This is a genomic window from Arthrobacter sp. ISL-28 (assembly GCF_018613875.1).
Taxonomy (GTDB): domain Bacteria; phylum Actinomycetota; class Actinomycetes; order Actinomycetales; family Micrococcaceae; genus Arthrobacter.
The window spans coordinates 173298-187560 of sequence record NZ_JAGGPJ010000013.1; the positions used below are offsets into that span (position 1 = coordinate 173298).

The 14263-nt window shown below is 65.4% G+C and carries 14 protein-coding genes; 3 read left to right on the top strand and 11 right to left on the bottom strand.

Annotated elements, in window-relative coordinates; genetic code table 11:
* Positions 1–12 precede the first annotated feature (12 nt).
* From J7E80_RS10695 to J7E80_RS10710, 4 genes are all read right to left on the bottom strand, one after another.
* Positions 13–1374, bottom strand: coding sequence for a glycosyltransferase family 87 protein (locus tag J7E80_RS10695; RefSeq protein WP_311380801.1), 1362 nt, complete (start codon positions 1372–1374; stop codon positions 13–15).
* Positions 1371–2534 carry a cystathionine gamma-synthase gene (locus J7E80_RS10700; RefSeq protein ID WP_215051422.1) on the bottom strand — a complete coding sequence of 388 codons (1164 nt, stop codon included), beginning with the start codon at positions 2532–2534 and terminating at the stop codon, positions 1371–1373. The genes J7E80_RS10695 and J7E80_RS10700 overlap by 4 nt, the downstream gene beginning before the upstream one ends.
* A gap of 105 nt (positions 2535–2639) precedes the next feature.
* Positions 2640–4025, bottom strand: coding sequence for a cystathionine beta-synthase (locus J7E80_RS10705; protein WP_215051423.1), 1386 nt, complete (start codon positions 4023–4025; stop codon positions 2640–2642).
* A gap of 114 nt (positions 4026–4139) precedes the next feature.
* Positions 4140–4556: a VOC family protein gene (locus tag J7E80_RS10710; protein ID WP_215051424.1), complete on the bottom strand. Its 417-nt coding sequence runs from the start codon at positions 4554–4556 to the stop codon at positions 4140–4142.
* A 154-nt stretch (positions 4557–4710) separates the two neighbouring features.
* Here J7E80_RS10710 and J7E80_RS10715 point away from each other — a divergent pair, with 154 nt between their 5' ends.
* Positions 4711–5706, top strand: coding sequence for a DNA-3-methyladenine glycosylase (locus J7E80_RS10715; protein WP_215051425.1), 996 nt, complete (start codon positions 4711–4713; stop codon positions 5704–5706).
* 76 nt (positions 5707–5782) lie between these two features.
* On the opposite strand, the gene J7E80_RS10720 is transcribed toward J7E80_RS10715, so the two are convergent.
* A complete protein-coding gene (locus J7E80_RS10720; protein ID WP_251036710.1) occupies positions 5783–6700 on the bottom strand; it encodes a hypothetical protein in 918 nt (305 codons plus the stop codon).
* Between the two features lie 130 nt (positions 6701–6830).
* On the bottom strand, positions 6831–8507 hold the full coding sequence (locus J7E80_RS10725; protein ID WP_215051427.1) for an AMP-binding protein: 1677 nt from the start codon (positions 8505–8507) through the stop codon (positions 6831–6833).
* 103 nt (positions 8508–8610) lie between these two features.
* Between J7E80_RS10725 and J7E80_RS10730 the strand changes: the two genes are divergently transcribed.
* Complete coding sequence (locus tag J7E80_RS10730) at positions 8611–8889, top strand: putative quinol monooxygenase (protein ID WP_215051428.1); 279 nt, start codon at positions 8611–8613, stop codon at positions 8887–8889.
* Positions 8890–8993: 104 nt separating this feature from the next.
* Here J7E80_RS10730 and trxA read toward each other — a convergent pair whose 3' ends face one another.
* Both trxA and J7E80_RS10740 read right to left on the bottom strand, forming a co-directional pair.
* Positions 8994–9434: a thioredoxin gene (trxA, locus tag J7E80_RS10735; RefSeq protein ID WP_215051429.1), complete on the bottom strand. Its 441-nt coding sequence runs from the start codon at positions 9432–9434 to the stop codon at positions 8994–8996.
* Positions 9435–9576: 142 nt separating this feature from the next.
* On the bottom strand, positions 9577–10122 hold the full coding sequence (locus J7E80_RS10740; RefSeq protein ID WP_215051430.1) for an acyl-CoA thioesterase: 546 nt from the start codon (positions 10120–10122) through the stop codon (positions 9577–9579).
* A 311-nt stretch (positions 10123–10433) separates the two neighbouring features.
* Between J7E80_RS10740 and J7E80_RS23790 the strand changes: the two genes are divergently transcribed.
* Complete coding sequence (locus tag J7E80_RS23790; protein ID WP_251036711.1) at positions 10434–11273, top strand: hypothetical protein; 840 nt, start codon at positions 10434–10436, stop codon at positions 11271–11273.
* A 213-nt stretch (positions 11274–11486) separates the two neighbouring features.
* Here J7E80_RS23790 and J7E80_RS10750 read toward each other — a convergent pair whose 3' ends face one another.
* From J7E80_RS10750 to J7E80_RS10760, 3 genes are all read right to left on the bottom strand, one after another.
* A complete protein-coding gene (locus J7E80_RS10750) occupies positions 11487–12506 on the bottom strand; it encodes a hypothetical protein (RefSeq protein ID WP_251036712.1) in 1020 nt (339 codons plus the stop codon).
* A 460-nt stretch (positions 12507–12966) separates the two neighbouring features.
* The gene (locus J7E80_RS10755) at positions 12967–14019 is read right to left on the bottom strand and encodes a hypothetical protein (RefSeq protein WP_215051431.1); all 1053 of its coding nucleotides are present in this window, start codon (positions 14017–14019) and stop codon (positions 12967–12969) included.
* Positions 14016–14263 (bottom strand): hypothetical protein (locus tag J7E80_RS10760; protein WP_215051432.1); only part of this gene is annotated, 248 nt, incomplete at its 5' end. The genes J7E80_RS10760 and J7E80_RS10755, both read right to left, overlap by 4 nt.

Consider the following 14263-nt stretch of genomic DNA (forward strand, 5'->3'; position numbering starts at 1 on the left):
TGCCCCGAGGCATCATCGGGGCACGGAATGACGGAGGGCAGCGCGCGCCGGGCGGTAGGCCATGGCCCAGTAGCCGAGCAGCGCGATGCCGCACAGCACGCCCAGGCTGGCAGCCATCAGTGGCCATTGGGTCGAGGGATCCTTCCCCCACTCCTCGGCTCCGGCAAACATGGCAAGATCCTTGGGGGCCAGGTAGAAGGCCACGGCGGACAACGCCACGATGATCCAGCCGGCCAGCCGCATCCGGCCCTCCCGGGAAGGCACCCGGTGCATGGCAAAAGCCATGGAGGGCAGTGCCACGGCCATCCAGACCCAGTGGTGCGACCAGGAAATCGGGCTGATCAGCAGCATGAGAACGGCCGTGGCGGATACGGCGACGAAGTTTTCGTCAGCGGCCACGGTCCACTTGATAACCAGGGCGGCCACAGCCACGAGCGCGAGGGAGAGGCCGAGCCACAGCAGGCTCGTGGCCGCAGAATCCGGCAGTCCGAAGTGCAGCAGCAGCCCCTTGACCGAAAGGTTGTCCACATAGGCGGGTCCGCCGATACGGCCCGTGTCGGGAAGGATCTCGGTCCAGAACGCGGCCGACGCGTTGGGCAGCGCGGCCCAGGCCACCGCGATGGAGCCGAAGAATCCGGCGGCCATCCAGCCGAGGGCCTTGAAGTCCCGGCGCACCAGGAAATACAGCCCGAACACCAAGGGCGTCAGCTTGATCCCCGCCGCTATTCCGATGAGGAGCCCCGCGGGCCAGCGGATCTCGCCGGCCCGGGACTTCCCGTGCAGGGCAAAGTCCGTCAGGATGAGGCCCATCAGGATGATGTTGATTTGCCCGAACACGAAGGTGTCGCGCCAGGGACCCAGCAGCACGATCGCCCCTGCCCCCGCGAGTGCCACGGCCCGGAACCGCCAGTCCGCGAAGGCTTCCCGCCAACGGCCCAGGCCAAAGTAGTGCCGGGTCAGCCAGGCGGAGACCACTCCAGATCCCGCGAGCGCTGCCCCGATGAACAGCGCGCTGCTCTGGCCAAAGGTCAGGGTCGCGAGGCCGGCAAACAGCAGCGCGGCGAACGGCGGATAGGTGAAAGGCAGTCCGTCCCGGACTGCGTACAGGTCGCTGACTCCGGCCTCACCGGTCTGCAGCACTTTAGTGCCACCGTAGTAGTAGACCTCGAAGTCGTTCATCACCGGGGCGTAGTGGGAGTACAGCACCGCCAGGGCGGCGAGGAGGGCGAGCGCGCCCGCCGCTGTCGCCAGCCAGCCGCGCACGGTCCGGCGCCGGCCAGCCTGAGGCGGCTCCACTGACGACGGATCACCCGGGCGGGGATCCGGCTCGGTCCTTACCGCCAGCGTGCGGCCCCGGACGTCGGGAGCCGTCACTGGATGAAGGTGAAGGCTTGCTCGAGGTCAGCGATGAGGTCCTCGACGTCTTCGATCCCGCAGGACAGCCGGATGAGGTTGACGGGGACTGCCAATTCCGTCCCCTTCACGGACGCGTGGGTCATCTCGGACGGGTAGTTCATCAGTGATTCAATGCCACCCAGCGACTCGGCGAGGGTGAAAACCGACGTGGATTCAGCCACCTTGCGTGCCGCCGCCTCGCCGCCCTTGAACTGGACGGAGATTACGCCGCCGAACTTCTTCATCTGCTTCCTGGCCAGGTCGTGGCCGGGGTGCGAGGGCAGGCCCGGGTAGAGGACCGCCTCGACCTCGGGACGCTCCAGCAGCCATTCCGCCACGGCCTGGGCATTGTCGCTGTGCCGGTCCATGCGGATCCCCAGCGTCTTCAGCCCGCGGGTGGTGAGGAAGGCGTCCATGGGCCCGGAGACAGCGCCGACGGCGAACTGGACGAAGCCGATCTTCTCTGCCAGTTCGGCGGCATTGACCACGATTGCGCCGCCCACCACATCGGAGTGGCCGCCAATGTACTTGGTTGTGGAGTGGACCACGACGTCGGCACCCAGGGCGAGCGGGGTCTGCAGGTAGGGCGACGCGAAGGTGTTGTCGACGATCAGGAGGGCCCCGGCGTCGTGCGCCACTTTGGCGAGCGCTTCGATGTCGGTGATCTTCATCAACGGGTTGGAGGGAGTTTCCACCCACACGAAGCGCGTCTTGTGCGCGGCAACGGCCGCTGCCACGGCGTCGAGGTCGGACATGTCCACCGGGGTGTTGCCGATCCCCCAGTCGCCGAGCACCCGGCTAATCAGGCGGTACGTGCCCCCGTAGGCGTCGTTGCCGAGCACGATGTGGTCGCCAGGCCGCATCAGGGCACGGATGAGGGAGTCCTCCGCGGCCAATCCCGAGCTGAAGGAGTAGGCGTGCGTGCCTCCCTCGAGCGCGGCGAGCTGTTCCTGCAGGGCGTCGCGGGTGGGGTTGCCGCCGCGGCCGTACTCGTAGCCGTCGCGCAGGCCGCCGATGCCGTCCTGGGCGTAGGTGGAGCTGAAGTGCAGCGGCGGAATGACGGCACCGGTGCGGGGCTCAAAAGCCTGGCCTGCGTGCACCGCCCGCGTGTTGAATCCTTGGTTTTCAGAGGCTGACATGGAAATCCTTTCGCTGCTGGTCGAGCTTGCCACCGGTGATCGGGCTTGTCGAGATCAAGGTTTCGACAAGCTCAACCAGCGGACTGACAGGCTCAACCAAGGGGACTAATTGCTGAGGTACGCGAGGAGGTCGTGGCGGGTCAGGATGCCTATGGGGGCTCCGACGAAGGTCACCATCACGGTATCGACGTCGGACAGCAGTTCACGGGCAGCCGAAATGGTTTCCAGCGAGCCGATGACGGGAAGCGGCTTCCCCATGTGCTCGGAGATCTTGTCTGTCAGCTGGGCTTCGCCGCGGAACAGTTTGGCGGTCAGCGAGCGCTCGTCCACCGCTCCGAGGACCTCGCCCATCACGACGGGCGGTTCCTGGGACAGCACCGGGATGTGGCTGACGCCGAACTCGTTCATGATGTTGATGACGTCGCGGACGGTCTCATTCGGGTGGATATGGACCAGGTCCGGCAGTTCACCCGTCTTGGACTTGATGACCTCGCCCACGGATGCTTCCTCGCCGCCGGAGAGGAAGCCGTAGGAGCGCATCCATTGGTCGTTGAAGATCTTGGCGAGGTAGCCGCGGCCCGAATCCGGCAGGATCACCACCACCACCGCGTCCTCGGGAAGGTCGCGGGCTATCTGCAGCGCGGCAACGACCGCCATGCCGGAGGACCCGCCCACGAGCAGGCCTTCCTCGCGGGCCAGCCGCCGGGTCATGGCGAAGGAATCGGCGTCGCTGACGGCGATGACCTGGTCCGGAACTGATTTGTCGTAGTTGGCGGGCCACATGTCCTCGCCCACGCCTTCGACGAAGTACGGACGGCCGGTGCCGCCCGAGTAGACAGAGCCCGCGGGGTCCGCCCCGATGATCTTGACCCGGCCGCCGTCGGACTCCGCACGGTCCGCCGAGACTTCCTTGAGGAAGCGGCCCGTCCCGGTGATGGTGCCCCCGGTGCCGGCCCCGATGACGCAGTGCGTCACCTTTCCGTCGGTGTCGCGCCAGATTTCCGGCCCGGTGGATTCATAGTGGCTGCGCGGCGCTGCCGGGTTGGAGAACTGATCCGGTTTGTAGGCACCGGGAATCTCGGTGACCAGGCGGTCCGAAACGCTGTAGTAGCTTTGCGGGCTATCCGGGGCGACGGCGGTGGGGGTCACCACCACTTCCGCACCGTAGGCCTGAAGCACGGCCCGCTTGTCTTCGCCCACCTTGTCCGGGACCACGAAGATGCACTTGTAGCCTTTTTGCTGCGCCACCAGGGCCAGGCCGACGCCGGTGTTCCCGGAGGTGGGCTCAATGATGGTGCCGCCGGGCTGCAGCTTGCCCTCCCGTTCGGCTTCCTCGATCATCTTGGCCGCGATGCGGTCCTTGATGGAACCGCCGGGGTTCACGTATTCCAGTTTCACGAGGACGGTGGCCTTGATGCCGTCAGTGACGTGGTTGAGCTTGATCAGCGGGGTGTTGCCGATAAGGTCCAGAACGGACTGGGCGTACTTCATGGGTACAAACTTACCGTCTTGGCCGCAGTGCTCCGACGCGGCTGGCCCTGCCGGGGAAGACTGGGCAGAGAACACCGGCCAGCGATCACTGGCCGGTGAACTTGCGGAGCAGCGTTAGAGTGCCGTGCCGGCCGCGCCCTCGGCTGCTCCGGCCGGGAGGTTCTCCCAGAGCCCCATGACATTGCCCTCGGTGTCCTTGAAGTAGGCGTAGAAGCCCATGCCCGGAATGGCGTCCTTCGGCCTGATCACCGAGCCGCCGAGCTCTTCGACCGTTTTCAGTGTGCTGTCGATGTCCTCGACGTCCACGGTGATGACCGGGGCTGTCAGGTCAGCTTCCCGCGGCATCATTCCGCCGTTGATGGCGCCAGGTTCTGTGGGCCGGCCGGTTTGTTCATCCATCGGTGTGGTGATGACCATGTTGTAGTTCATGTCCGGCATGGGGTCGATCCTCCAGCCGAGGGCCTGCTTGTAGAAGTTTCTTGCCCGGTCCTGGTCGTCCGCGGGGATTTCGAAATGCACTACTCCACCCATTGCACTCACCTAATAGTCGAAGGGAAGACGCGGCAGACCCGCGCCACACCTGGGATTGTAGTCCTCCCCTCCGCAGTGGTTAAGGGCTGGTTCGGAAGCTCTCCCGGAACGGCGGGTGAACAGTTTTCTCAGCCCGGCGTGGGACGATGTTCCCATGACCGTAGCTGACGCCCCCGGCCGGCTTGCCGCCGCAGCGGACGCGTCCCTGCGGTGGCATCCGCAAGGCCCGTACAACCTGCTTCAGACGCTCGGGACCCTGATGCGGGGCAATGGCGACCCATCCTTTTCGTCCCGAATGGACGGCTTGTGGATGGCCTATACGACGGCGGACGGGCCGGTCACGCTGCGCCTCACCGGAACGGGCACCGGCACCGCGGCACATGCCCCCGAGCCGTTCGTGGATGCCCAGGCCTGGGGGCCCGGCTCTACTGCCGCCCTCGCCACCGTGCCCCGGCTCCTGGGAGCCGAGGACGACTGGTCTGGCTTTGACGAGCCCGCCTTCCATGCGACGCTCCCCCGGATGGTCCGTGAAGCACGACGCCGGAACCTGGCCGTCCGTCTGCCGTCCACCGGACGCATGATTGACTGCCTCGTGCCCACCATTCTGGAGCAGAAGGTCACCGTCATCGAGGCGCGGCGGGGCTTCCGCTATCTCATGTACCGCTACGGCTCACCGGCCCCGGCTGCCGGCATGGCCACCCCGGCAGGACTGCTGGTCCGCCCCACTCCGGAGCAGTGGCTCCGCATCCCCTCCTGGGACTGGCACAAGGCCGGCGTGGGGCCGCAGCGTTCCGCGACGGTCATGCGGGCGCTGCGTTCCGCCGTCGCGCTTGAACGGTTGGCGTTGCTGCCCGCGGCGGAAGCAGCCGCGAAGATGCGGACCATTCCGGGGATCGGCGAGTGGACGGCCGCGGAAGTGGTGCAGCGGACCCACGGCTGCCCCGACTCGATCGCGGTGGGTGATTACCATCTGGCAGCCGACGTGGGCGCGGCGCTGACCGGACAGCGGACCGACGACGCCGGGATGCTGGCCCTGCTCGAGCCGTGGAAGGGCCACCGGCAGCGCGTGGTCCGCATGATCGGGCTCAGCGGTTTCCGGAAGCCCACTTTCGGCCCCCGGATGACCATCCAGGACCACCGCAGGCACTGACCTCTCTACTGCAACGCGGGGTCACTCGGCGCCCAATTTCCTGTCCCCATTGGGCGCCAAGTGACCCCGCGTTGCCTTAGACTGACCGGCGCTTCGCCCTTTTGACCCGTTCGATCACATCCTGGAATCCGTCATTCAAATCGTCGCCGTTGACCTTGAAGTAGGACCAGCCTGCACTGATGAACGCCTCATCGCGGCGGAAGTCGCGGGACTGCTGTTTCCGCGAGAGGTGATGGACGCCGTCGTACTGCAGCGCGATCCGGAAGTGCCGGTACCCCAGGTCGGCAGCAGGGGACCAATGGTCATAGGGGTCTAGGCGCACCTGCAGTTCCGGCTCCGGCAGGCCGGCATTCAGCATCGCAAGCCGCAGGAAGGTTTCCGGATAAGAGTCGGCACCCACACGCATCTCGCCCAGCGCCAGCCGTGCCTTCTCCACGCCCTTCATGTTGGGGTGCTGCCGGATGAGCAGGCGCAGACCCTCCTTGTAGGCATACGGGGTCGTCCGACCTTCGAGCTCAACCCTTGGAACCCTGATGAGCTGGTCGCCCATGGCAATGAGGTACCTGAGCGGCAACACCGCTGCCAAGTCCAGCCAGGTCCGGGGCGGCAGGGAGATGGGAATACCGCCGCACTCCCCGATCTCGCCCGGAATCATACGGACCCGATGGCCGACCACGCCGGCCCGGCGCACCCTTGGTAACTCATGCGGTTTGCTGAGGTGGACGATGTCACCCTCCATCCACGGCGGAAGCCCCAAGGGCGTGAGTTCCGCTGCTGTCTGATGGGACACCCATGCTCCCGGCGTTGCTGCCGCCAACACCCTGGCCCGCTCCCGCAGATCGATTTCCCGTCCTTTTGGCAGATAGATGAGACGGCCGCCGTCGGCCAGGTCCTTGCTGCGCAGCCGTTTCGCAGGGACGCCCAGCGCTCGCGATTCGTACACGGTAAAGGGCGACTGGTGCAGGCTATCGGGGAGCGGCGTGGAACGGGCCATGGACATCATTCTGGAGTGCCCAACGAGGACTTGAGGAGTTATCCACAGCCCAATCCAGGAATCGGCAACGCGGGGTCAGATCCCGCCCAATGAACGCCCCTTTAAGGGCGTTGTCTGACCCCGCGTTGCTTCAGAGGCCGAGGCGGGCCACGGCCTCCTCGCGCATCTCCACCTTGCGGATCTTGCCCGACACCGTCATGGGAAAACTCTCGCGGACATCGACGTAGCGCGGAATCTTGTAGTGCGCGAGCTTCCCGCGGCAGAAGTCCGCCAGGGCGGCGGCGTCCAGCGGCCCGGCGCCGGGCTTGAGGATGATGCAGGCCATCAGTTCCTCGCCATAGGTGGCATCGGGCACGCCAATGACCTGCACATCCTGGATCGAGGGGTGCGTGTAGAGGAACTCCTCGATCTCTCGGGGATAGATGTTCTCCCCGCCGCGGATCACCATGTCTTTGATTCGGCCTTCGATCACGATGTAGCCGTCCTCGTCCATGCGGGCCAGGTCCCCGGTGTGCATCCACCCGTCCGCGTCGATGGCTTCGGCTGTCTTGTCCGGCTGGTTCCAGTACCCCTTCATGACGGCGTAGCCGCGGGTGCAGAGTTCGCCGATCTCGCCCCGTTGCAGCACCTCCCCGGTGGCAGGGTCAACCACCTTGCTTTCCAGCTGGGGCAAGGTCCGCCCCACGGTCTGGGTGCGTTGTTCCAGGGTGTCGCCGCTGCGGGTCATGGTGGACACCGGCGAAGTCTCGGTCATGCCGTAGCAGATGGCCACATCGCGCATGTTCATTTCCGAGATGACCCGGTTCATGACCTCAATGGGGCACGTTGAACCGGCCATCACTCCCGTGCGCAGGGTGGAGAGGTCGTAGGACGCGAAGTCGGGCAGCGCCAGTTCGGCAATGAACATGGTGGGCACCCCGTAGAGCGACGTCCCGCCGAAGTCCTGCACGGCCTCCAGTGCTGCTGCGGGCGTGAAGCTGCGCCCGGGAATGATGGTGGCCGCGCCATGGCTGAGCGCATTGAGGTTCCCGATCACCATGCCGAAGCAGTGGTAGAAGGGCACCGGGATGACCACCCGATCGTGCTCGGTATAACGCAGCAGCTCCCCGATCGAGTAGCCGTTGTTCAGGATATTGTGGTGCGTCAGCGTGGCGCCCTTCGGGAACCCGGTGGTGCCCGACGTGTACTGCAGGTTGACGGGGTCATGCGGGTCCAGTTCGGACATGCGCGCCTTCAGGCCGGAATGCCCGACGTCGTCCGCCCGCTTAAGCAGCTCGGCGTAAGTCAGCTCCTGCTCACTTTGGGGGACGCCGGCGTCGAGCCCTGCCGTGTCAGAGTCCGGCAGGAACACGAGCTCGTGCAGGTCAGGGCATTCGGCGAACACCTGCCGCGCCATGCCCACGTAGTCGCTGTTCCGGTCCGACGGCGCCGTGACCAGCATCCGCATGCCGTTCTGTTTGAGCACGAACTCCAGCTCATGGCTGCGGTAGGCAGGGTTCACGTTGACCAGGATGGCCCCGATCTTGGCGGTCGCATACTGGAGGATGGTCCACTCGGCGCAGTTGGGGCTCCAGATGCCGATCCGCTCACCCTTCGCGACGCCCAGGGCGAGAAGAGCGCGGGCGAGGCGGTCGACGTCGTCATTCAGTTTGGTGTAGCTCCAGCGGCGGGCGTCAGCGCCGGGGACGGCAGCGGCTTCGATGAGCGCGTCGTGGAAGGGAAACCGAGCTGCCACCCGCTCGAAGTTCTCGCCAATGGTTTCCTCGAGCAGCGGAACGTCAGTGTCCCCGGCTGTGTAAGCGCTCATGATGGCACGCTATCAACTGGCCCCCGGCAAAAGAAGCGCAACAGTAGGGTGTCCGGCGTAAACAGGGACGGGAGCGCGGGCGGCGGCCGGTATTGTGAAATCCATGAGTGCACCCATCGACCTGCAGGCAACGTTCATCCCCAATGACGGCGAATTCTTCCGCGTGAAGCTCGCCCTGGAAATCGCCATTGACGAGGTACTCAACGAGCCCGGCTGCGTCCGGTACGAGCTCACCGAAGCGACTGACGAGAAGCTGGTCCTCACGGAACGGTGGGCCTCGGAGGAAGACCTCGACAAGCACTCCAAGGGCACCGCCATCCAGGACCTGAACGAATCCCTCAGCGCCCTGCTGGCCGAACCGGTCCGGCTTGAGCGCCTCTAGTCCGGCTTAACAGACGACGGCTTATAAAGCATGGGGCCACTTCCCGCCCAAAGAACCGAGGTTCTTGGGGGCGGAATGGCCCCGTGCTGCAGTTAAGACGTGATCTAGAAATCCGGGATCTGCGAGCCGTCCTGGGGACCGCCCGTGTTCGTACCCGTGTTGGTGCCTGCGGCAGCGGCCGCCTCGGCCTGGGAGCGCGCCACGTGGGCATGCACTTCCTCCATGTCGAGGGCCTTGACGGCGTCGACCACCTGTTCAAGCTGCGGCGCGTTCAGCGCACCTGGCTGCGAGAACACGAGCACCTTCTCACGGAAGGCCATGAGAGTGGGGATGGAGGTGATGCCTGCTTCGGCAGCCAGTTGCTGTTCAGCCTCGGTGTCCACTTTGGCGAACACGACGTCGCTGTGCTTCTCCGAAACAGCGGAGTAGGTGGGTGCAAACTGCTTGCACGGGCCGCACCATTCGGCCCAGAAGTCCACCAGGACAATGTCATTGCCTTCAATGGTCGATGCGAACTGTTCACCTGTGATGTCAACGGTAGCCATGGTTCAACCGTACGCGAGGCAGGTGCGGTTGTCCTCCCGCAGCCCCCTTTGTTCGCTCCCCGCGTCACCGGGAATACCACGGCCACGTGAATGAAAATCGTGCGAGAGCACTTTTTCAGCCGCCCAACCTCTCAGCATGCGGTCAGGCCCAGGCGTGGGGAGCCGGCCGGCGCGCACCGGGCAGAGCGTTGGTTTCACGCCAGTCGTGGAGCCAATCCGGAAGCTCAAGTCCAGCCGGTGGCTCGCCGAACTCAGCGAGGATCTCCTCCTGGCTCACGGGCTTGCCGCCGCTCACCAGCCTCGTGGCGATGTAGGCGCGGGCATAGATCTCGCCGTCCACCACCATGCGCTGCTCGAAGTAGACGGCCTTGGCATCCAGGCCGATGATTTTGGACTCGATCGTGTAGCGCTGCCATAACTGCAGGGAGCGGCGGAACGCGATGGTCTCCCCGGCGGCCACCGGGCTCCAGCCGCGCCGTCGCATCTTCGCCCATGTACCGCTGCGGACCATCAGGTCGAAGCGGCCCAGGTCCATCAGGGAGAAGTACATTCCGTTGTTCACGTGCATGGCAATGTCAATGTCCGTCGGAAGCACGCGGAGCGGAAGGGAGGACTCCTCCCAGACGCTCAGACCAGGGCGCTTGGAGGAGCTGAAAAGCAGCAGGAGTGTGCGCAGAAGCAGGTGCATGCCGCCAATATTACTAGCCAGTAACAAAATGAGCCATGACGGAGGCTTCCCCGGGCCAGTCACCTGCGGGATTTAAGTAGGGGCCGGCGGAAAAGACAGGTAACGCCTACGCGGGTGTCCCGATTCCCCTGACAACTACACTCGACCCTGCTGGGCCGACGCGTTACTGAGCGCGTCTCACTCTCAATTGAATGGTCAGTGCGAACACGAAGCGATCCCGCCTTGACGCCCGAGCGCCTCTCCTTCCTGCCCTGACCGCCCGGCAAGCGGCCGCTGGTTCTTCCGGCGTCGCACAGGTTCAGGGGAAGCTCATGAATCAGCAGGACAGGGCACACCAGCACAGTGCGCTTGCCCGCATCCTTGGGCATGCGGCCGCAGGATCGGCTTTGCAGTCCAGCGTCAATCTCAAGGCGGTGGTGGTCGCCGGGGCGCTGCTGGCAAGTGCTGTGACTCCGGTCTGGGCTTCGGTCCCGGTCCCCGCCATCTCGCCGGCAGCCAGCCAGCCCCTTGTGGCTCCCGTCCACGACGCGGCGCAGCGGGGGGCAACCCAGCCTGTGATTTCGGCGAAGGACGTTCCCGTTGCTCAACCCGGTGCCAAGGCGTCCTCCCCCGCTTCCGCCACGAAGATCGCGCCGGTAGCTAAGAAACCCTCCGCGCCAGCCACTGCTGCGACGGTGCCCGCGCCACTTCCACCACGCCCCACGGCCGCGGCGCAGGCACCGGTGGCGGCACCAGCACTGGCTCCTGCGGCAGCTCCCGCAAAGAAGCTGCCTCCCGCACCTGCTCCAGCTCCTGCTCCCAAGCCGGTGGTTCCGGTACCGCAGGTCCGGACCATTTATGTGGCGGGAGCAGGAGGACAGGCGCTCGTGGATCAGTGCATTGGACCAATCCACTTCACCCCGACCGACGGATACTCGCTGTTCATCACGGAACACGACTTCTGCGGTGGCTGGGACCGTTTCTCCGGGATCCAGGTCGGCGAGAGAGTGGACCTTGCCGGCTACGGCTCCTATACAGTGGCGGCCCGCGGCCAGGTTCCCAACGGCGGCACCACCAACGACGTTGCGGCTGTGTTCGGCGGCTTCCCCCGGGCTGTCCTGCAGACATGCATTCCCGGTACGAGCCAGATGCTCGTCATCGCCCTGAACTAGCATCCAGGCGGAACCGGCATTCAGGCGGATTTGACGCCTGCGTCGTCCGTCGGCGCCAGGGCTCGACGCGCCACTCCCTGCGCCACCTGCGCGGTCATCGAGGTTGTTGTATGCAGGAGGCGCCATCCACCCGCAGGAGGCGCGGTTCAGCCCGCAGGAAAGGCGGGCGGAACCTTTAGTCGTCCGGCTCCGCCCGCCCCGCCGGATGGGCTCTCACTTACCTCCCGATTCCGTGGCAACTTCGGCACGGGGAGTTTTGGCGTAAACCTTCTTGCTGACCTCATAGGCATGCTGGTCAAGCTTGAGTGCCTGCTTATTGACCTCCGCCAGCTCCGCATCGGAAAGCTGCTGAATCTTGACGAGATCCAGGGTCTCCTGCTCTGCACCACCGACGGCTGTGACTTTCACAAGCCCCGTCCCGGCTGAATAGAATTTGCGCTGATTGCCCACAGCCGGTTCCAGCGGGTTGTGCTCATTTATCACCAGAACGTCTTCGTAGCACCCAGTGGGGACGCACACGCGTTCGTTCTGCTTGAAGACGTCCCCGCAATCCAAAAAGTCCACGGACGGCGCATGGGCCTGGACATATTCCGGCGTGTCGACCCGAGGCTCGGCCTGCATGGCAATTCCGGCCTGGCTCTCGGAAATTCCGTGAATGAAAGTATTGGGGGCCCCGATGAATTTGTCGTTTTCGAACTCTTCTGGATACTCGCCAAAGAGCCAGACTGTTCCAGCGTTATCCTGGGCGAAGAATGCCAGCTCAGATTCGACCAGCGACCCGTCCGCGTAGTCGCGGTCCCACATCACCAGGGTTTTCACGCCGTCAATGACCTTGGTCAGGCCGGTGACGGAGTGAGTGACCGTCCGTTCAGAGGTGCCTTCGGCATCCACCACTTTGCCCTTCGTCGTGATCATCGTGCCCGGCTTCAGCGGGAACCACTTGTTGTCGATCTTTGGAGAGTCGGGGAAAGCGGTGCGATCGAAGTTGATGGCGGATCCTGGTCCGCAGAGCTCGGAAGCGTTGGCTGTGGATGTCGGCGACCCTGCCGGCGAAGTGGTTTCGGACGGCGTTGTCGTCGACCCTGCCGGCGACGTCGTCTCTGACGTCCCGGCGGAACTAGTGGTGGCAACCTGCCCGGTATTCGGCGCCGCGCAGGACGCCAGTGCGGCGAACGCCAGAAGCAGCGTGCAAGCGGACCCGAGGGCTGATAGTCGTCTATTTGGCTGGAACATCAAAGCGGCCTTTCGCAGTTGGAACTATGTGCTTCAGCAGCCGCCACCGGCCCGCCGATGTGGAACCCGCCGGACGGGCAACGATGCCGAAGTCGGGCTTAGTCAGGGGCGGCAGAGACGCCCTCGACGGGAGCACGGGAAAGAGTCTCGGGAGATTCACCCAGGAAGCGACCGGTAGGTGCGATTTAGCCTCCTCAACGTGAGACCTTGTTCAATTCCGGACAGGCTTAGCAAGAATGATGGCCCTATTTCGCCCGTTTGAAAAGAGGTAGAAAGCGGCTCTCTATTAGCCCTCAGAATGAGTGTGCGGAGCTCCGGCGTGCCCTCAATTCCACGCAAAGAATGCGCGACCTAAAAACCGCTTGATGCAACGTTGCATGAAAAGAAAATCCCTCTTAAACCGCATTTCTGCGGTTTGCATGGAGCGACGGCACGGCCAGAGCGCTAACGCCGGTTCAGCTCAACCACCCTCCGGATGCCAGTACCGCAGCCCGCCGCTGGTGGCGCCGTCTGCGGCGAGGTCGATCATGGCGTACGGGAACGCCCGACGGTCTGACTGGTCAGGTCCGTGACCGCGGACGTCCGAAGACCACGTGCCGGTGTTGACGTATCGGGTGGGGCAGGCCTCGAGCGCTGACTCGAGGGCCCTGTGCGTGTGGGCGGAGACGTACCAGGCCACCGCGGAACCGTGTGCCTGGAGGGTTCGTGCGAATCGGCCCGCTGCGGCAGGAGCCTGATTGCCGGCGACTGTGCGCCCGGCGGCCGCAAGCACCATGCGGGTCGCGGCAACCGGGAGCGCGGACACCGTCCGGAACCGGGACAGGCGCGCCAGGTCCCGAACAGCCACCCCGTCCAGCGCGAGCCGCAGTGACTCGGCCAGCAACAGTTCCTCGTACGCGAGCTCCCGGACGCGGCGTTCGGCCCGCTCGGACGCCAGGCAGGCCCGGGCAACGGCCCGGGCACGGCTCAGGCGCGACCTCCACGGATGGGCGTTCCAGGCCGCCAGCGGTGGCAGGTCCAGCTCGTCGGTACCGTTGACCGCTGCGCGGAGCACCTCGGGCACCCGATGCAGCGCGTGGTGCTGGTGCCCATGCTCGGCCACGAGCACGCGGGGCACGTGCAGGAACCACGGGTACACCTGGACCCGCGCCGGCTCGACCGGTGACAGCAGCGCCGACAGGCGGGCGGCAACCGAAGGCCGGGCCAGCTCCACGTCGTGATTGCCGCACACGAAGTGCAGCTGCACGCCGCGCGCAGCACACTCCTCCAGCGCCCGGAACGTATCCGGGTGGCGGGCCAGGATGGACTCGAGCCGGGCCAGGCTCTCGTCCTCGGTGAACCCGACCAGCTCGAACGTGTCACCGACGAAGACGACGTGCTGCTGTGGACAGGGGGCTGCGAGCACCTCGCGGCGCAGGAACTCCGGCAGCACCATGCCCGGACTCCGGGGATCCTCGTCCGACACGCCCAGGTGGAGATCGCTAAGGAGCCACCACCGCGCTGCGCGGCTCACGCGAGCAATCCCAGCACGCGTGGAACGAAGAGGAACAGATACATCCCCCACATGACCGCCAGGACCCCGCGGCCCACCGTTGGGCCCAGCAGCCTCCAGCGTGCAGGCTGCCCGCTGTATGTGGGCTGCCCGGTCTCCGGCCCGGCACGCCGGACCTCAAGCACGATAAGGGTAACGAGCAGAGCGGCAGTCGCAAGCAGTCCCGCCAGATCGATCATCACACCGCCTCCTTTCTTGCGCGTGC